This is a genomic window from Pseudomonas sp. 31-12 (genome assembly GCF_003151075.1).
In the GTDB taxonomy this organism is placed as follows: Bacteria; Pseudomonadota; Gammaproteobacteria; order Pseudomonadales; family Pseudomonadaceae; genus Aquipseudomonas.
Genome location: NZ_CP029482.1, coordinates 5,058,867 through 5,076,290, shown reverse-complemented (window position 1 = coordinate 5,076,290; position 17,424 = coordinate 5,058,867). Strand labels below are relative to the sequence as shown.

Sequence of the window (17,424 nt, the reverse complement as noted above, 5' to 3'; positions counted from 1 at the left end):
TTTGCTGGGGTAGATGTCATGACCGACGAATGGAAAGCGCCCGCCAAGTCGAGCGCAGAGAGCGGTGACGAAAAAAGCTGGAAGCTGCTGGAAAAGACTCTGCTGGCCAGTGTCCAGGAGCAGCGCCGGTCTCGTCGCTGGGGGATTTTCTTCAAGCTGCTGACCTTTGTTTACCTGTTTGGCGCGTTGATTCTGTTCACGCCGCTGATGGACATGGAAAAAAGCGCTACCCGCGGTTCCCACTACACGGCGTTGATCGACGTGACCGGCATGATCGCCGACAAGGAGCCGGCCAGCGCCGACAACATCGTCGGCAGCCTGCGTGCCGCCTTCGAGGACGAGAAGGTCAAGGGCGTGATCCTGCGCATCAACAGCCCGGGCGGCAGTCCGGTGCAGTCGGGTTACGTGTACGACGAGATCGTCCGTTTGCGCGGCTTGCATCCGGATACCAAGGTGTACGCGGTTATTTCCGATCTGGGCGCTTCCGGTGCTTACTATATCGCCAGCGCGGCGGATCAGATTTACGCCGACAAGGCGAGCCTGGTCGGCTCTATTGGTGTGACGGCGGCCGGTTATGGCTTTGTCGGCACCATGGAGAAGCTCGGTGTCGAGCGTCGGACCTATACGTCGGGCGAGCACAAGTCGTTCCTCGACCCGTTCCAGCCGCAGAAGCCTGAGGAGACTCAGTTCTGGCAAGGTGTTCTGGATACCACGCACCAGCAGTTCATCAACAGCGTGAAAAAGGGCCGTGGCGACCGTCTGAAGGACAAGGAGCATCCAGAGCTGTTCTCCGGATTGGTCTGGAACGGTGAGCAGGCTTTGCCGCTGGGTCTGATCGATGGCCTGGGGAATGCCAGTTCGGTGGCGCGTGATGTGATTGGCGAAAAAGAGCTGGTGGACTTCACCGTTCAGGAATCGCCGTTCGATCGCTTCTCGAAAAAGCTCGGTGCCAGCGTGGCTGAGCAGCTGGCGATGTGGATGGGCTTTCACGGTCCGTCGATGCGCTGATTCTCTGGCTGCATAAAAAACCGGCCCGATTGGCCGGTTTTTTGTGTTCAGGGGATTTGCACGCCTTCGACCAGCAGCATGTCGATCAGGCGAATCAGCGGCAGGCCGATCAGGCTGGTGGCGTCAGGGCCTTCGGTGCTTTGGAACAGGCTCACCCCCAAGCCTTCGGCCTTGAAGCTGCCGGCGCAGTCGTAGGGCTGTTCGGCGCGCAGGTAACGTTCGATGCGTGCCTGATCGAGGGTGCGCATGTGCACGGTGAAGGGCACGCAGTCGACCTGGCAGTCGCCGGTCTGGCTGTTAAGCAGCGCCAGGCCCGTCAGGAAGGTTACGCTGGCACCGCTCGACGCCAGCAGTTGTTCGCGGGCCTTCTCGAAGGTGTGGGGTTTGCCGATGATCCGCTCGCCGAGGACTGCGACCTGATCGGAGCCGATGATCAGGTGGGCGGGATGGCTGCCGGCAAGTGCCCGCGCTTTTTCTTTGGCGAGGCGCTTTACCAGCTCGACGGCCGATTCGCCCGGACGATGGCTTTCATCAATGTCCGGCGAGCTGCAGATGAATGGCAACTGCAAGCGGGCCAGCAATTCCCGGCGATAAACCGAGCTTGAAGCGAGTAATAAAGGCAGCATGCGCATCTCCGAAAGGCAGGCGCGAATTCTAGCGGGGCTTCCAAGTGACGGACAGGGCTGAATTTCCTTTGACATGGCCGGGTGCATCCCTATAATGCTGCGCCTATGTTGAATGACCCGATTCCACCTCACGTTGACCCGCGCAAATTGGCTGACCGTGGCACCACCCTTCAAGGTGAACTGCTGCTGGCCGATTTGGAGAGACTCTGCGACCCGCTTTCCGACACTGTCGGTACGGTGCAGGCTAAATTCGTTTTTGAACGAGATGAACGTAAGTCTGTGGTAATCCACAGCTTTATCGACACCGAAGTCAAAATGGTTTGCCAGCGTTGTCTTGAGCTGGTCACCCTGCCGATCCATAGCGAATGCAGTTATGCTGTGGTGAAGGAGGGTGCGAATACCCAGTCGTTGCCGAAAGGTTATGACGTGCTGGAACTGGGCGAAGATCCATTGGATCTGCAGTCACTGATCGAGGAGGAGCTTCTGCTCGCCTTGCCCATTGTGCCTGCTCATCATCCGGAAGAATGCCAGCAGCCGGCGGGTCTCGATGAGCCCGAACCGAGCGAGGACGAGGTAACGCGGTCCAACCCGTTCAGTGTATTGGCGCAGTTAAAGCGTGACCCAAACGTTTAGGAGTTAATCAATTATGGCTGTTCAGCAGAACAAAAAATCCCGCTCTGCCCGTGACATGCGCCGTTCGCACGACGCTCTCGAGGCTAGCACCCTGTCTGTAGAAAAAACCACCGGTGAAGTTCACCTGCGTCACCACGTATCGCCAGAAGGCGTATACCGTGGCCGTAAAGTGATCGACAAGGGCGCTGACGAGTAATCCTTGTCTGCTCAAGTCATCGCGATTGACGCAATGGGCGGGGACTTCGGTCCCCGCAGCATTGTTCAGGCCAGCCTTGCTTGTCTGTCTGCTACACCCTCGTTACACCTGACCCTCGTCGGTCAACCCTCCCTTCTTGAAGAATTGCTCTCTGGCCAATCGGCTGTGGATCGCTCGCGCCTGTCGATTGCTCCGGCGTCCGAAGTCATCACCATGGACGAAAAGCCTGCCCAGGCCCTGCGTGGCAAACCTGACTCGTCGATGCGCGTGGCCCTCGAGCTGTTGCGCGACGGCAAGGTTCAGGCGTGTGTCAGTGCCGGTAATACCGGTGCGCTGATGGCGTTGTCGCGGTTTGTGCTCAAGACGTTGCCGGGCATCGATCGGCCGGCGATGGTGGCGGCGATTCCAACGCAGAAGGGTTATTGCCAGTTGCTCGACCTTGGCGCCAACGTTGATTGCAGTGCCGAGCACTTGTTGCAATTTGCGGTAATGGGCTCGGTGGCGGCAGAAACCCTTGGCATCGTCCGTCCACGGGTGGCCTTGCTGAACATCGGCACCGAAGACATCAAGGGCAATCAGCAGGTCAAGCTGGCGGCGACCTTGTTGCAAGGCGCTCGCGGCATCAACTACATCGGCTTTGTCGAGGGTGACGGTCTGTACCGCGGCGAGGCGGACGTGGTGGTGTGTGACGGCTTCGTCGGCAATATCTTGCTCAAGTCCAGCGAAGGCCTGGCGACCATGATTGCCGGGCGCATCGAGGCCCTGTTCAAGAAAAACCTCGCTTCGAAAATGGTCGGCGCGCTCGCGCTGCCGCTGATGAAGCGTCTTCAAGCCGATCTGGCCCCGGCGCGACATAACGGCGCAAGCTTCCTGGGTTTGCAGGGGATTGTCGTGAAAAGCCACGGTTCTGCTGGCGTTCAGGGTTTCCAGAGTGCGATACAACGTGCCCTGATCGAGATCCAGGAAAACCTGCCGGAACGCATTCACGGTCGTCTGGAGGATTTGTTGCTTTAGGCGTTTTCGTCGGACAATGCTTAAATGTGACCGCTCAGTTTAATTGGCCATCCAACTGTCAGTTTCTTGCGTCCCCCAAGCGGGACGTCAAATTCTCCGACGACAAGATCATTAGGGGCTTGTTACATGTCTGCTTCCCTCGCATTCGTCTTTCCAGGACAGGGTTCGCAGTCCCTCGGCATGCTGGCCGAGTTGGGCGCGCAACATCCGGTTGTCCTCGAAACATTCAAAGAAGCTTCCGATGCTCTGGGTTACGACCTGTGGGCACTGACCCAGCAAGGGCCGGAAGAGCAACTCAATCAAACCGATAAAACCCAGCCGGCCATTCTGACCGCCTCGATCGCCCTGTGGCGTTTGTGGCTGGCGGAAGGCGGTGCGCGTCCGGCTTACGTTGCCGGTCACAGCCTGGGCGAGTACAGCGCGCTGGTCGCTGCTGGCAGCCTGAGCCTGGGCGATGCCGTCAGGCTGGTTGAGCGTCGTGGTCAGTTGATGCAGGAAGCCGTTCCGGCCGGGCAGGGCGGCATGGCCGCGATCCTCGGTCTGGACGATGCTGACGTGCTCGCAGCCTGTGCCGAAGCGGCGCAAGGCGAAGTGGTCAGCGCGGTCAACTTCAACTCCCCGGGCCAGGTGGTGATCGCCGGTGCCAAGGCCGCGGTCGAACGCGCCATCGAAGGCTGCAAGGCCCGTGGTGCCAAACGCGCCATGCCGCTGCCTGTCAGCGTGCCGTCCCACTGCGAGCTGATGCGCCCGGCGGCCGAGCGTTTCGCCGAGTCGATCGCTGCGATCGACTGGCAAGCGCCACAGATCCCGGTTGTACAGAACGTCAGCGCTGCGGTGCCGGCCGATCTGGAAACCCTCAAGCGCGATCTGCTTGAACAACTCTACAAACCTGTGCGCTGGGTCGAATCGGTCCAGGCGCTGGCCACCAAGGGTGCGACCCAGTTGGTCGAATGCGGTCCTGGCAAAGTGCTGGCCGGCCTGAACAAGCGTTGCGCCGAAGGCGTGTCGACATCCAACCTCAATACCCCAGACGCTTTCGCTGCCGCCCGTGCAGCGCTGGCCTGAATCAGGAGAAACTTGCATGAGTCTGCAAGGTAAAGTTGCACTGGTCACCGGTGCGAGCCGCGGTATCGGCCAGGCCATCGCCCTGGAGCTGGGTCGTCAGGGCGCCATCGTTGTGGGCACTGCGACCTCTGCATCGGGTGCCGAACGCATCGCTGCTACCCTGAAAGAAAATGGTATTCAAGGCACTGGTCTGGAACTCAATGTCACCAGCGACGAGTCCGTCGCAGCGGTGTTGGCGAGTATCACTTCGCAGTTCGGAGCGCCGGCGATCCTGGTCAACAATGCCGGTATCACCCGCGATAATCTGATGATGCGCATGAAAGATGACGAATGGCATGACGTCGTCGATACCAACCTGAACAGTCTGTTCCGCCTGTCCAAGGGTGTTTTGCGTGGTATGACCAAAGCCCGTTGGGGACGAATTATCAGTATTGGCTCTGTTGTGGGTGCCATGGGCAACGCAGGCCAAGTAAACTACGCAGCCGCCAAGGCCGGTCTGGAAGGTTTCAGCCGTGCACTGGCGCGTGAAGTCGGTTCGCGTTCGATTACGGTAAACTCGGTGGCCCCTGGGTTCATCGACACCGATATGACCCGCGAACTGCCCGAGGCACAGCGTGAAGCCTTGCAGACGCAGATTCCGCTGGGCCGTCTGGGACAAGCACAAGAGATCGCGTCTGTGGTCGCTTTTCTTGCATCCGACGGTGCGGCTTACGTTACTGGGGCTACAATCCCGGTGAACGGCGGGATGTACATGAGTTAAATGTGACGGATTGCTTCAAAAAAATGTCATACGAGCTGTCTAAAATCCGTTATAAAGCTGCAATCTATTTATAGGCAGAGGGCCCCAGGGTTTGAGGAGTGAAGCTTTCAGTTGAAAAACTGAAAAGCCTTTCTATACACTTACCCACTGGCCAGCTGCCTGAATTTGTCCATTAGGAGTGAAAACAAGGTATGAGCACCATCGAAGAGCGCGTCAAGAAAATCGTTGCTGAGCAACTGGGCGTTAAAGAAGAAGAAGTGGTCAACACTGCTTCCTTCGTTGAAGACCTGGGTGCCGACTCCCTTGACACCGTTGAGCTGGTGATGGCTCTGGAAGAGGAATTCGAGACCGAAATCCCTGACGAAGAAGCTGAGAAGATCACTACTGTACAAGCTGCAATCGACTACGTTACTAGCCACCAGGCGTAATAGTTTGTAATCGTTGCTTGCTGTCATGGAAAAACCGCACTGCCATCACGGCGTGCGGTTTTTTCTTTAGGCCTGATGCAAAGTCGTCATTTGAAAAAGGAGAGTGCTGTGTCGCGTAGACGCGTCGTAGTCACCGGTATGGGTATGTTGTCGCCACTGGGCACGGATGTGCCGAGCAGTTGGCAGGGCATTCTGGCTGGCCGCAGTGGCATTGGTCTGATCGAACACACCGACCTTTCTGCCTATTCCACCCGTTTTGGCGGCTCGGTAAAGGGCTTCAATGTCGAGGAATACCTGTCGGTCAAGGAAGCTCGCAAGCTCGACCTGTTCATTCAATACGGTCTGGCTGCAGGTTTTCAGGCAGTTCGTAACTCCGGTTTGGAAGTCACCGACGCCAACCGTGAGCGCATCGGCGTGGCCATGGGCTCGGGTATTGGCGGTCTGACCAATATCGAAGAAACCAGCCGCACCCTGCATGATTCCGGCCCACGACGGATTTCTCCGTTTTTCGTGCCTGGCTCGATCATCAATATGATTTCCGGTTTTCTGTCCATCCACCTGGGTGCACAGGGACCTAACTACGCCATCGCCACCGCCTGTACCACCGGTACGCACTGCATTGGCATGGCGGCCCGCAACATCATGTACGACGAAGCCGACGTGATGATTGCCGGCGGCGCCGAGATGGCGGCTTGCGGTCTGGGCATGGGGGGCTTCGGTGCTTCCCGTGCGCTGTCGACCCGCAACGACGAGCCGACCCGCGCCAGCCGTCCATGGGACAAGGGCCGTGATGGCTTCGTCCTGTCCGACGGTGCCGGTGCCCTGGTTCTCGAAGAACTGGAACACGCCAAGGCACGCGGCGCGACCATCTACGCCGAGCTGATCGGTTTCGGCACCAGTGGCGATGCCTATCACATGACTTCGCCTCCCGCCGATGGTGCCGGTGCCGCCCGTTGCATCACCAATGCCTTGCGCGACGCGAAAATCAATGGCGACCAGGTTCAGTACATCAACGCCCACGGCACTTCGACTTCAGCCGGCGACCTCGCCGAAGCCTGTGCGATCAAGTCGGTGTTCGGCGATCACGCCTACAAACTGGCCGTCAGTTCGACCAAGTCTATGACCGGTCACTTGCTGGGGGCAGCAGGCGCAGTCGAGGCAATCTTCAGCGTGCTGGCGATCAACAGCCAGGTGGCGCCACCGACCATCAACCTTGATGAGCCGGATGAAGGCTGCGACCTCGATTTCGTGCCGCACACCGCGCGCAACATGGATATCGATGTGGTGCTGTCCAACTCCTTCGGGTTTGGCGGTACCAACGGCTCGCTGGTGTTCCGCCGGTTCGTTGACTGATGGACAGCTGGGTCGACGGTCAGCCGGCTGACGCGTTGTCGCTGAAAGATCGCGGCCTGGCTTACGGTGATGGTCTGTTCGAGACCATTGCCGTGCGTGGCGGGCAGCCGTTGCTGCTGGACCGACATCTGGCGCGTCTGGCCGATGGTTGTTCACGGCTGGCGATCACTGCCGATCACGAGTTGATCCGCAGTGAGCTGCTGGCCTATGCCACCGAATTGGGTGAGGGCGTGCTCAAGCTCATCCTCACCCGCGGCGACAGTCTGCGCGGTTACGCTCCCGATCCTTCGGCTCAGGCCCGGCGTATTCTGCAAGGCAATCCTCCCGCTGCCTATCCTGCCGTTCATGGCGAGCAGGGCGTTCGCCTGTTTCCTTGTGCGACACGACTGTCCAGGCAGCCACTGCTTGCCGGCCTCAAACACCTCAATCGTCTGGAGCAAGTCATTGCCCGCGGCGAATGGCAAGATGCCGAGCACGCCGAGGGCTTGATGCTCGACAGGACGGGGCGGGTGATCGAAGGCGTGTTCAGCAACCTGTTCCTGATCCGCGATGGCGTGTTGATCACGGCTGATTTGAAGCGCTGCGGCGTGGCCGGTGTGATGCGTGCCGAATTATTGTTTCAAGCCGAGTCGTTGGGGATCCCCACGCAAATCACCGACATCAGCCTCGATCAGCTGCAATGGGCTGATGAAGTCTTTGTCTGCAACAGCGTGTATGGCGTTTGGCCGGTGCGCGCCTATGCAGCGCTGAGCTGGTCGGTTGGGCCGCTCACCCGTAAACTCCAAACCATTGCCCGCGCGCTACTGGATGCTTGATACGTGAGACGTAAATTCTTGCTACTGCTGGAAACCGGATTGGTTCTGGCGGGGCTGTGTCTGGGCGCCTCCGCCTGGAAGATTCATACGGCGCTGAATCAGCCGCTGAACATCACTCAGGAAGAACTGCTGGAAGTGCCCAAGGGCACGACACCGACCCGCACTTTCTATCGACTCGAAGCCGACGGCGTCATCAAGGACGCTTTCTGGCTGCGTGTGTATTGGCGTTTCAACCTGGCCGGACAACCTTTGCACAAGGGCGAATACCGCATGCAGCCCGGCATGACTGTCGAAGGTCTGATCGACCTGTGGAAGCGTGGGGATATCGTTCAGTACAGCCTGACCCTGGTCGAAGGCTGGAATTTTCATCAGGTCCGGGCGGCATTGGCCAAGGATGAGAAGCTCGAGCAGACCCTGAACGGCTTGAGCGATAGCGAAGTGATGACCAAGCTGGGCCACACCGGGATCTTTCCCGAGGGCCGGTTCTTCCCCGACACCTACCGCTTCGTGCGCGGCATGACCGATGTCGAACTGCTGAAAAAGGCCTACGACCGCCTCGATGAAGTCCTGGCCAAGGAATGGGAGCAGCGCTCCGCTGATGTGCCGTATACCGAACCCTATCAGGCGCTGATCATGGCCTCGCTGGTGGAAAAGGAAACCGGTGTGCCCCAAGAGCGCGGGCAGATTGCCGGCGTGTTTGTGCGGCGCATGGCGATGGGCATGATGCTGCAGACCGATCCGACGGTGATCTATGGCCTCGGTGATCGCTACAGCGGCAAATTGACCCGTGCCCATCTCAAGGAACCCACGCCGTACAACACCTACATGATTTCAGGCCTGCCGCCGACCCCGATCGCCATGGTCGGCCGCGAAGCGATTCATGCCGCGTTGAACCCGGTGGCGGGCAACAGCCTCTACTTCGTCGCTCGCGGTGATGGCAGCCACGTTTTTTCCGATGATCTGGATGCCCACAATAATGCGGTGCGGGAGTTCCAGCTCAAGCGTCGTGCCGATTATCGCTCCAGCCCGGCACCTGTCTCGGCGCCAGAAACCCTGAATGGTGAAGCGCCGGACGCCGAGGCGCCGATTCCGGCCGCTTCGCCCAACCCCGATCCCGAGGCTGTACCGTCCGTAGCGCCGCAAGAGCCTGCTGCCGCACCCGCTCCGGAGCCTGAACCCGAACCTGTGCCCGAGCTGGACGCACCGGCTGCGCAAAGCCCGCAATGACTCTGATTAAGGACTGCCTGTGACTGGCTTGTTTATTACCCTGGAAGGCCCGGAAGGCGCCGGCAAGAGCACCAACCGCGAATACCTGGCAGAGCGCCTGCGCGCCGCCGGTATCGAGGTAGTGCTGACCCGCGAGCCGGGTGGTACGCCGTTGGCCGAGCGGATTCGCGAAGTGCTGCTGGCGCCGGTTGATGAAGTCATGAATCCCGACACCGAGTTGTTGCTGGTGTTCGCAGCGCGCGCCCAGCACCTGGCCGAGGTGATCCGCCCGGCGCTGGCCCGTGGTGCGGTGGTTTTGTGTGATCGTTTTACCGATTCGACCTATGCCTATCAGGGTGGCGGTCGTGGTTTGTCCCTGGAGCGCATCGCGACTCTGGAAACGTTTGTCCAGGGCGATTTGCGCCCGGACCTGACGCTGATCTTCGATCTGCCGGTGGAAGTGGGTCTGGCCCGTGCCAGCGCCCGTGGTCGACTGGATCGTTTCGAACTCGAAGGCCGAACCTTTTTCGATGCCGTACGCAGTGCGTTCCTCAAGCGTGCTGAAGCTGATCCGGCGCGATATGTCCTGGTCGATGCCGCTCAGCCGCTGGCGCAGGTCCAGCAGTCGCTGGACGCCTTGCTGCCACGTCTGCTGGAGTTAACCCGTGGCTGAAGCCTATCCGTGGCAGGACAGCCTCTGGCAGCAGTTGGCCGGTCGCAAGCAACATGCGCACGCCTATCTGTTGCATGGCCCGGCCGGGATCGGCAAGCGTGCGCTGGCCGAACGGTTGATGGCCAGCCTGCTGTGCCAGCGTCCGACCGCGCAGGATGCCTGCGGTGAATGCAAATCCTGCCTGCTGCTCAAGGCCGGCAGCCACCCCGACAATTACATTCTGGAACCCGAAGAGGCCGACAAGGCGATCAAGGTCGATCAGGTGCGTGATCTGGTCAGCTTTGTGGTGCAGACCGCGCAGATGGGCGGGCGCAAAGTGGTGTTGATCGAGCCGGTCGAGGCGATGAACGTCAACGCCGCGAACGCCTTGCTCAAAAGTCTTGAAGAACCCTCCGGCGACACCGTGTTGCTATTGGTCAGTCACCAGACCAGTCGTCTGCTGCCGACCATCAAGAGCCGCTGCGTGCAGCAGGCTTGCCCGTTGCCGAGCGAGGCGATGAGTCTGGCCTGGCTGGCCAAGGCCCTGCCGGACAGCTCGGAAGAAGAGCGTGTCGAACTGCTGACCCTGGCCGCCGGCTCTCCGTTGGCCGCGGTCAAGTTGCAGACCCAGGGCGTGCGCGAGCAGCGAGCGCTGGTGGTCGAAGGTGTGAAAAAGTTGCTTAAGCAACAGCAATCGCCGACGCAACTGGCCGAAGAATGGAAAACCGTCCCGCAGTTGTTGCTGTTCGACTGGTTCTGCGACTGGTCGAGTCTGATCCTGCGCTATCAATTGACCCAGGACGAAGAAGGCCTGGGGTTGACGGACATGCGCAAGGTCATTCAATACCTGGCGCAGAAAACCGCTCAGGATAAAGTCTTGAATATCCAGGACTGGATCCTCGCCCAGCGTCAGAAGGTCATGAGCAAAGCCAACCTCAATCCGGCGCTGTTGCTCGAAGCGTTGCTGGTGCAATGGGCATCCTTGCCTACCCAGAAGTGATCGACTGCGCCTAGACTCTGATCATCAGCAATGGAGGTCAGCATGAATGAAGCCATCAATCCGGGACCGCGCAACGGCATTTTGTCCCTGACCATCAAGGACAAGTCCGTGCTTTACGCGGCCTACATGCCATTCATCAAGAACGGTGGCCTGTTTATCCCGACCAACAAAAGCTACAAGTTGGGCGACGAGGTGTTCATGCTGCTTAACCTGATGGATGAGGCCGAGAAGATTCCGGTCGCCGGCAAGGTTGCCTGGATTTCCCCCAAAGGCGCCCAGGGCAACCGGGCCGCGGGGGTCGGCGTACAATTCAACGACGGCGACAACACGGCGCGCAGTCGAATCGAAACCCATCTGGCCGGAACCCTGAAGTCCGACCGTCCCACTCATACGATGTAAGTTGCAGCCCTTTTATGCTCGTAGATTCCCATTGTCACCTCGATCGTCTTGACCTCGCCGCCCACGACGGCTCTCTGGATGCCGCGCTTGATGCGGCCCGGCAGCGCGGGGTAGGACACTTTTTGTGTATCGGCGTCAGCGTCGAGAATGCCGCGGACGTCAAAGCCCTGGCTGAACGTTACGACGACGTCGACTGTTCCGTGGGCGTGCATCCGCTGGATGTGCAACCGGGAGCCGCGCCGGCGCTGGATTGGTTGTTGCGTGAGCTCAATCATCCCCGTGTGGTGGCGATTGGTGAGACCGGCCTGGATTATCACTACGAGCCGGAAGCGGCCGAGTTGCAGCAGGAATCGTTTCGCTTGCACCTGCAGGCTGCTCAACAAACGGGCAAGCCGGTGATCATCCACACCCGAGGCGCCCGCGCCGATACGTTGAGCTTGCTGCGCGAGGCGGCGTTGCCTCAAGCGGGCGTGCTGCATTGCTTCACGGAAGACTGGGACATGGCCAAGGCTGCACTGGACATGGGCTATTACATTTCCCTGTCCGGTATTGTCACTTTTCGCAATGCCGATGCGTTGCGTGACGTGGCCAGCAAAGTGCCGGCTGATCGATTGCTGGTGGAAACCGACTCGCCGTATCTCGCGCCGATCCCTTATCGCGGCAAACCCAACCTGCCGCAGTACGTACGCGAGGTTGCGGAATTTCTGGCAATGTTGCGGGGTGAGTCCTATGAGCGATTTGCCGAGCAGACCACTGAAAACTTCAAGCGGCTGTTCCCGCTGGCGCATGTGAAAGGCTGAATCGCAGGCAAAAAAAACCCGGGTTCTGGGGGGTGAATCCGGGTTAAGACCATTAGGAGTAAAACAAAGGCACGCGGTCCGTTGGTACCTATATCGACGCGACACTTGGGGGAGATGTCCCGCCGACAGTTCAAGTATTGATCAGTATTGCGCCGAGTCCAGTTTACCGGCCCCGGTTTTTAAACAATTTTGGAATACGGGCGCTTCGGAAGAGTTCTCATCAAAGGGCGGCCCTGTGTGAAATCATCAAGAAACACAGATATGGTCGGATGATCCGTGCATTTTTGCGTAAGTTAGGCATAATACGCGGCTTCGAATTTTGACCCCAACAGACCTTTTCTTATGCATAAAGAACCTCGTAAGGTCCGTGAGTTTCGTCGCCGCGAGCAAGAAATTCTCGATACCGCGCTCAAGCTGTTCCTCGACCAAGGTGAAGACAGTGTCACCGTCGAGATGATTGCTGATGCCGTCGGTATCGGCAAAGGCACGATCTACAAGCATTTCAAATCCAAGGCGGAGATCTATCTGCGCCTGATGCTCGACTACGAGCGTGATCTGAACGAGCTGTTGCATTCTGCGGATGTGGACAAGGACAAGGAAGCGCTGTCCCGGGCCTACTTCGAATTCCGCATGCGCGATCCGCAGCGCTATCGGTTGTTCGATCGCCTGGAAGAGAAGGTGGTCAAAGGCAATCAGGTGCCGGAAATGGTCGAGGAACTGCACAAGATCCGCGCCTCCAATTTCGAACGCCTGACCCTGCTGATCAAAGGCCGGATCAGCGAAGGCAAGCTCGAAGACGTACCGCCTTACTTCCATTACTGCGCGTCCTGGGCGCTGGTGCATGGTGCCGTGGCGCTGTATCACTCGCCGTTCTGGAGCAATGTGCTGGAAGATCAGGAAGGTTTCTTCCAGTTCCTGATGGATATCGGCGTGCGCATGGGCAACAAGCGCAAGCGCGATACCGACACCCCGAGCAGCTGAACCATTCAGTTGCCTTATTGCGCCATGATTTCGCTATATGGCGCAGTACCTCAGGAATATACTCAGGCATGGGACTTGCTAAAACTTGATTTGTGAGTCAAGTTTTACGGGTTCGAATTCCTTTCGCCGGAGTGCTCCATGATCGTTGATCGTCAAGGCAGGCGTTTTCGCAATTTGCGGATCAGTCTGACTTCAGCCTGCAATTACGCGTGTACCTATTGCGTGCCCAACGGCAAGCGGCTGGTGGCTGCGCAGGATGAATTGTCGGCCGAGGCCATGGCGCGCGGCGTGGCGTATCTGATCGAAGCGGCGGGCATCGAGCGCTTGCGCATCACCGGTGGTGAGCCGCTGGTCAGTCCTAAACTCGAAGCCTTCATGACCGCCGTCGGCAAGATGGGCCTGGAAGACATCAGCCTGACCACCAATGGCCAGCTGCTGGCGAAAAAGCTGCCGTTGCTGGTGGACGCCGGCATCCGTCGCATCAACGTTTCCCTCGATACCCTGGACGCCGGCGCGTTCCGCAGCATTGCCCGTGGCGGCGATCTGGCGACCGTGCTCGACGGTATGGACCAGGCCAAGGCTGCCGGCCTGAAAATCAAGGTCAACATGGTGCCTCTGCGCGGGCAGAACCTTGACCAGGTGATGCCGTTGCTCGATTACTGCCTTGAGCGTGGCTATGAGCTGCGTTTCATCGAGCTGATGCGCATGGGCCACCTGGCCAGTGACAACAACGCCTTCCTGCAGCAGTTCGTCAGTCTTCAGCAGTTGTTGAGTCTGATCGGCGAGCGCTACGAATACCTGCAAGCTGATGCGCCCGTAGACGCCACAGCTGTGCGCTACGCAATCCCGGGGATGGGGCATTTTGGTGTGATTGCCAATGAAAGCGTTCCCTTCTGCCGGACCTGCTCGCGTCTGCGCCTGTCATCCACCGGCTGGTTGCATGGCTGTTTATCATCGAGCAATCGCCACTATGTCGGCGATCTGTTGGACAAACCGCGCCATCAGGCATTGCCGGCGTTGCAGCGACTCTTGGTGAAAGCCTTGGGCGACAAGCAGGAAGTGGCGTTCTCCGGTGGTGCGACTGTCATGAAGATTATTGGCGGCTGATCGGGCCTGTGGCGAGGGAGCTTGCTCCCGCTGGGGTGCGAAGCGGCCCCGAATTATCAAAGGCACCGCAGTCCTGAGTAATTGCGACTGCTGCGCAGCCGGACGGGAGCAAGCTCCCTCGCCACAAGTCCGCATAATCCATCTGAAAGGTCTGGAAGGCCGAGCTGGCGCGGAAGCTGCATCCCATGGCCATTCGCCGGTTTTCCGTCACCGGCCTCTGGAGGGTAGGATGCGTAGCCTGGTTTTGCTGCTGGCCGTTTTGGCGCTTGGTGGCTGCATGAATGTCAGCGATATGGCTGAAGGAGCTCGCTACCACATGAGCGATGCAGGGCTGCTGGATCACAGCGACAGTCGTCGGGCGAATAACCTGCGCATCCAGCCGGACTCGTTCATCTACATCGCCCAAGGTGCCTTCGCGCCGCCGGGCAGTGCCTATCCGCGACCGAACGTGGTCGCTGAAGAAGCCTTCAATGGCTTTATCGAATATTTCCCGATGGTCCGCCGCGCCCGCACCCCCGAGGGCCTCGACCAAGCCATGGGTGAAGCCCGCGCTGCCGGTGCCCATTACCTGCTTTACACGCGATTCGCCAAGGCAGATGACCGTATCGGTAACTCGGACGAATGGCTCGATCAGGAATACGTCGATCGCCTCGGCATCGACAGCGGCGTGATTCAGATCATGTTGATCGAGACCAGCACCCAGTATTTGATTGATACTGCACGTATCAAGAGTCGTGGCGGTTTACTGACGTTCCACGACAACAAGCCACAAGACCTGATTGGCCCGCCGCTGGAGCAATACGCGCGCAGCCTGATCGGGCTCAGCGACCAGTAATCCAAGGAGAACGCCATGAGTGGCCCGCAAAAAGCCAACGACTTGTTGGGGCAAATCCCCAAAACCAAAGGCTTGCCGCCGGTCCACCTGTGGAACCCTGACTTCTGTGGCGACATCGACATGCGCATCGCCCGTGACGGCACCTGGTTTTATCTGGGGACGCCAATCGGACGCAAGCCGATGGTCAAGCTGTTCTCCACCATCATTCGCCGCGATGGCGATGATTATTTCCTGATTACTCCTGTCGAGAAAGTGGGCATCAAGGTCGATGATGCGCCGTTTGTGGCGATTGCCGTGGACGTGGAGGGCGAGGGCGAAGCTCAGGTCTTGCGCTTCACCACCAACGTCGACGAGACCGCGGACGCCGGCACTGAACACCCGATTCGCGTAGTCATCGATCCGGTCACGCAAGAGCCTGCGCCTTACGTGCATGTGCGCACCAACCTCGAAGCGCTGATCCACCGCAACGTCTTCTACCAGTTGGTGGAACTGGCCGTGACCCGTGAGATCGACGGGCAACGCTGGCTGGGCGTGTGGAGCGACGGCGAGTTCTTCCCCATCGGCCTCGAGCCGTAACACACATTGGTTTTTGCGCGCAGACATTCAAAAATCAATTTGACACCCAATCGTATGATGATTAGCGTGGGCATCCATCGCGAACGGCTTTGTGCCGTTCCTGCATCGAGGTGCCCATGTCCAGCAGTTTTCATGCGTCGACCGTCGATTGGCTGGGTTGCTGGATAGCTGCAGGCCAGGTCAGGCCCGGCGAAACCATCAAGGTCGAAGCCGACCTGGGTGAGCAACTCGGTGTCAGTCGCACGGTCATTCGCGAAGCCATCAAGACCTTGGTCGCCAAAGGCATGCTCGAAGTCGGGCCGAAGGTCGGCACGCGGGTGTTGCCGGTGCGGCGCTGGAATCTTTTTGATCCGCAAGTCGTGGGTTGGCTGTCACGCAGCGGCTTGCCGGAAAACTTCGTCGACGACTTGCTCGATCTGCGTCGCACCATCGAACCGATGGCCGTGCGCTGGGCGTGCGAGCGCGCGACGGTCGAACAGGTTCAGGCAATATTGCAGGCTTACAACGCGCTGGAGAGGGCGGTGGACAGCGGCATCGATTACAACCACGCCGACCAGATCTTTCACGAGTGCATACTCGCCGCCAGCCACAACCAGTTCATCGAACAAATGGTCCCGGCCCTCGGTGCGCTGTTGGCTGTTTCTTTTGAAGTGTCTGCCGCCGACCCGGACGAACTGCGCCGCACGCTGCCGATTCACAAAGACATGGCCGATGCCATCGCCGCCCGGGATGCCGCGCGGGGTGTCTGGGCCTGCATGACCCTGATCGATAACGCGGACCTGGCGATCAAACGCTTCTATCCGCAAGTCATGGCCGACAAAAAAGCCAGCTGACAATAAAGAATCCTGTGGGAGCGGGCTTGCTCGCGAAAGCGGTTTAGCATTCAGCGACAAGGTGCCTGACACACCGTTATCGCAAGCAGGCTCACTCCCACATAAAGCAATAAGCAGGAGGTTTCATGACGTGGAATGCGGTTACCGGGCACCGTGCGCAACTCGGTGAAGGTCCGTTCTGGGACGCGCCGACCCAAGCGCTGTACTGGGTGGACATCGCCGGCAAGCAAGCTCTGCGGCTGATCGGCGCCAACGTGCAGATCTGGGAAATGCCGGAACACGTCTCCGCGTTCATCCCCTGCGAGAGCGGCGATGCGCTGGTGACGTTGAGTAGCGGCGTCTATCGCCTGGACCTTGAATCGCCAGGACTCGAACCGCGCCTGACCTTGCTCTGCGTCGCCGATCCGCAACCCGGCAACCGCGCCAACGAAGCCCGCTGCGATGCACAGGGCCGGCTCTGGCTCGGCACCATGCAAAACAACATCGGAGAAAACGGCGAAGACTTGCCCATCGTGCGTCGATCCGGCGGCCTGTTTCGCATCGACCGCGACGCCCGTGTCACGCCGCTGCTTCGCGGGCTGGGCATTCCTAACACGTTACTGTGGAGCGAAGACGAGACCACGCTGTTTTTCGCCGACAGCATGGACCAAACCTTGTACCGCTATTTCGTTCACACCGACGGCAATCTGGACACCGCATACGTCTGGTTCGGTCCCCATGAGCGAGGTGGCCCGGATGGCTCGGCGATGGATGCCGAGGGCTTCATCTGGAACGCCCGATGGGACGGCAGCTGCCTGATCAGGCTAACCCCGGATGGTCATGTCGACCGCGTGATCGAACTGCCGGTCAGCCGTCCGACCAGTTGCGTGTTTGGCGGCGAAGACATGAAAACCCTTTGCATCACCAGCGCCGCGAGCCCGCTCAACCATCCGCTGGACGGCGCGCTGCTGTCGATTCGCGTCGATGTGCCCGGTAAACCCTGCAATCGCTTTGCTGGATAAATCCCAAAATATGGGATGTAAAATTATATATTGAGATTATTTGGTGGTCGGGTTTATAGTCGGCCATCAGTTACACGCACTCACACTTAAAAAAACAAAACAGGTGAAGTGATGCAGCGATTTTCCCAAAAGAATT

General features: G+C 59.1%; 21 protein-coding genes. 20 read left to right on the top strand and 1 reads right to left on the bottom strand.

All coding sequences use genetic code 11. The features are described 5' to 3' along the window. The first annotated feature begins 18 nt into the window (after positions 1 to 18). Entirely contained in the window at positions 19 to 1,008 is a 990-nt protein-coding gene (locus tag DJ564_RS23950) for a S49 family peptidase (protein ID WP_109633854.1), read from the top strand. A 47-nt stretch (positions 1,009 to 1,055) separates the two neighbouring features. Here DJ564_RS23950 and DJ564_RS23945 read toward each other — a convergent pair whose 3' ends face one another. Beyond that, positions 1,056 to 1,634, bottom strand: a complete 579-nt coding sequence (locus DJ564_RS23945; RefSeq protein ID WP_109633852.1) for a nucleoside triphosphate pyrophosphatase — start codon at positions 1,632 to 1,634, stop codon at positions 1,056 to 1,058. A 105-nt stretch (positions 1,635 to 1,739) separates the two neighbouring features. Here DJ564_RS23945 and DJ564_RS23940 point away from each other — a divergent pair, with 105 nt between their 5' ends. From DJ564_RS23940 to DJ564_RS23850, 19 genes are all read left to right on the top strand, one after another. After that, positions 1,740 to 2,267, top strand: a complete 528-nt coding sequence (locus DJ564_RS23940; RefSeq protein WP_004371317.1) for a YceD family protein — start codon at positions 1,740 to 1,742, stop codon at positions 2,265 to 2,267. 13 nt (positions 2,268 to 2,280) lie between these two features. After that, complete coding sequence (gene rpmF, locus DJ564_RS23935; RefSeq protein ID WP_003179396.1) at positions 2,281 to 2,463, top strand: 50S ribosomal protein L32; 183 nt, start codon at positions 2,281 to 2,283, stop codon at positions 2,461 to 2,463. A 3-nt stretch (positions 2,464 to 2,466) separates the two neighbouring features. Further along, positions 2,467 to 3,477: a phosphate acyltransferase PlsX gene (gene plsX / locus DJ564_RS23930; RefSeq protein WP_109633850.1), complete on the top strand. Its 1,011-nt coding sequence runs from the start codon at positions 2,467 to 2,469 to the stop codon at positions 3,475 to 3,477. Between the two features lie 126 nt (positions 3,478 to 3,603). Continuing rightward, positions 3,604 to 4,542: an ACP S-malonyltransferase gene (gene fabD, locus DJ564_RS23925; protein WP_109633849.1), complete on the top strand. Its 939-nt coding sequence runs from the start codon at positions 3,604 to 3,606 to the stop codon at positions 4,540 to 4,542. Positions 4,543 to 4,558: 16 nt separating this feature from the next. Next, a complete protein-coding gene (gene fabG, locus DJ564_RS23920) occupies positions 4,559 to 5,302 on the top strand; it encodes a 3-oxoacyl-ACP reductase FabG (RefSeq protein ID WP_109633847.1) in 744 nt (247 codons plus the stop codon). A 191-nt stretch (positions 5,303 to 5,493) separates the two neighbouring features. Beyond that, the gene (gene acpP / locus DJ564_RS23915; RefSeq protein ID WP_003175607.1) at positions 5,494 to 5,730 is read left to right on the top strand and encodes an acyl carrier protein; all 237 of its coding nucleotides are present in this window, start codon (positions 5,494 to 5,496) and stop codon (positions 5,728 to 5,730) included. Between the two features lie 108 nt (positions 5,731 to 5,838). Further along, positions 5,839 to 7,083, top strand: coding sequence for a beta-ketoacyl-ACP synthase II (fabF, locus tag DJ564_RS23910; protein WP_109633845.1), 1,245 nt, complete (start codon positions 5,839 to 5,841; stop codon positions 7,081 to 7,083). Further along, entirely contained in the window at positions 7,083 to 7,898 is an 816-nt protein-coding gene (pabC, locus tag DJ564_RS23905) for an aminodeoxychorismate lyase (RefSeq protein ID WP_109633844.1), read from the top strand. The genes fabF and pabC overlap by 1 nt, the downstream gene beginning before the upstream one ends. A gap of 3 nt (positions 7,899 to 7,901) precedes the next feature. Further along, positions 7,902 to 9,125, top strand: coding sequence for an endolytic transglycosylase MltG (gene mltG / locus DJ564_RS23900; protein WP_109633842.1), 1,224 nt, complete (start codon positions 7,902 to 7,904; stop codon positions 9,123 to 9,125). A 19-nt stretch (positions 9,126 to 9,144) separates the two neighbouring features. Then, complete coding sequence (gene tmk, locus DJ564_RS23895; RefSeq protein ID WP_008152325.1) at positions 9,145 to 9,777, top strand: dTMP kinase; 633 nt, start codon at positions 9,145 to 9,147, stop codon at positions 9,775 to 9,777. Next, complete coding sequence (locus DJ564_RS23890; RefSeq protein WP_109633841.1) at positions 9,770 to 10,756, top strand: DNA polymerase III subunit delta'; 987 nt, start codon at positions 9,770 to 9,772, stop codon at positions 10,754 to 10,756. The genes tmk and DJ564_RS23890 overlap by 8 nt, the downstream gene beginning before the upstream one ends. 42 nt (positions 10,757 to 10,798) lie before the next feature. Then, positions 10,799 to 11,155, top strand: coding sequence for a PilZ domain-containing protein (locus tag DJ564_RS23885; protein ID WP_109633839.1), 357 nt, complete (start codon positions 10,799 to 10,801; stop codon positions 11,153 to 11,155). A gap of 14 nt (positions 11,156 to 11,169) precedes the next feature. Next, positions 11,170 to 11,955 (top strand): TatD family hydrolase, encoded by a 786-nt coding sequence (locus DJ564_RS23880; RefSeq protein ID WP_109633837.1) that lies wholly within the window; start codon positions 11,170 to 11,172, stop codon positions 11,953 to 11,955. Between the two features lie 342 nt (positions 11,956 to 12,297). Further along, the gene (locus tag DJ564_RS23875) at positions 12,298 to 12,936 is read left to right on the top strand and encodes a TetR/AcrR family transcriptional regulator (RefSeq protein ID WP_008152317.1); all 639 of its coding nucleotides are present in this window, start codon (positions 12,298 to 12,300) and stop codon (positions 12,934 to 12,936) included. 138 nt (positions 12,937 to 13,074) lie between these two features. Then, on the top strand, positions 13,075 to 14,043 hold the full coding sequence (locus tag DJ564_RS23870; RefSeq protein WP_109633835.1) for a GTP 3',8-cyclase MoaA: 969 nt from the start codon (positions 13,075 to 13,077) through the stop codon (positions 14,041 to 14,043). Positions 14,044 to 14,272: 229 nt separating this feature from the next. After that, positions 14,273 to 14,878, top strand: a complete 606-nt coding sequence (locus DJ564_RS23865) for a DUF4823 domain-containing protein (protein WP_109633834.1) — start codon at positions 14,273 to 14,275, stop codon at positions 14,876 to 14,878. Positions 14,879 to 14,893: 15 nt separating this feature from the next. Next, positions 14,894 to 15,454, top strand: a complete 561-nt coding sequence (locus DJ564_RS23860; protein ID WP_109633832.1) for a DUF1285 domain-containing protein — start codon at positions 14,894 to 14,896, stop codon at positions 15,452 to 15,454. Positions 15,455 to 15,570: 116 nt separating this feature from the next. Next, positions 15,571 to 16,287 carry a FadR/GntR family transcriptional regulator gene (locus tag DJ564_RS23855; protein WP_109633830.1) on the top strand — a complete coding sequence of 239 codons (717 nt, stop codon included), beginning with the start codon at positions 15,571 to 15,573 and terminating at the stop codon, positions 16,285 to 16,287. A gap of 125 nt (positions 16,288 to 16,412) precedes the next feature. Continuing rightward, positions 16,413 to 17,288 carry an SMP-30/gluconolactonase/LRE family protein gene (locus tag DJ564_RS23850; RefSeq protein ID WP_109633828.1) on the top strand — a complete coding sequence of 292 codons (876 nt, stop codon included), beginning with the start codon at positions 16,413 to 16,415 and terminating at the stop codon, positions 17,286 to 17,288. The last annotated feature ends 136 nt before the right edge of the window (positions 17,289 to 17,424 follow it).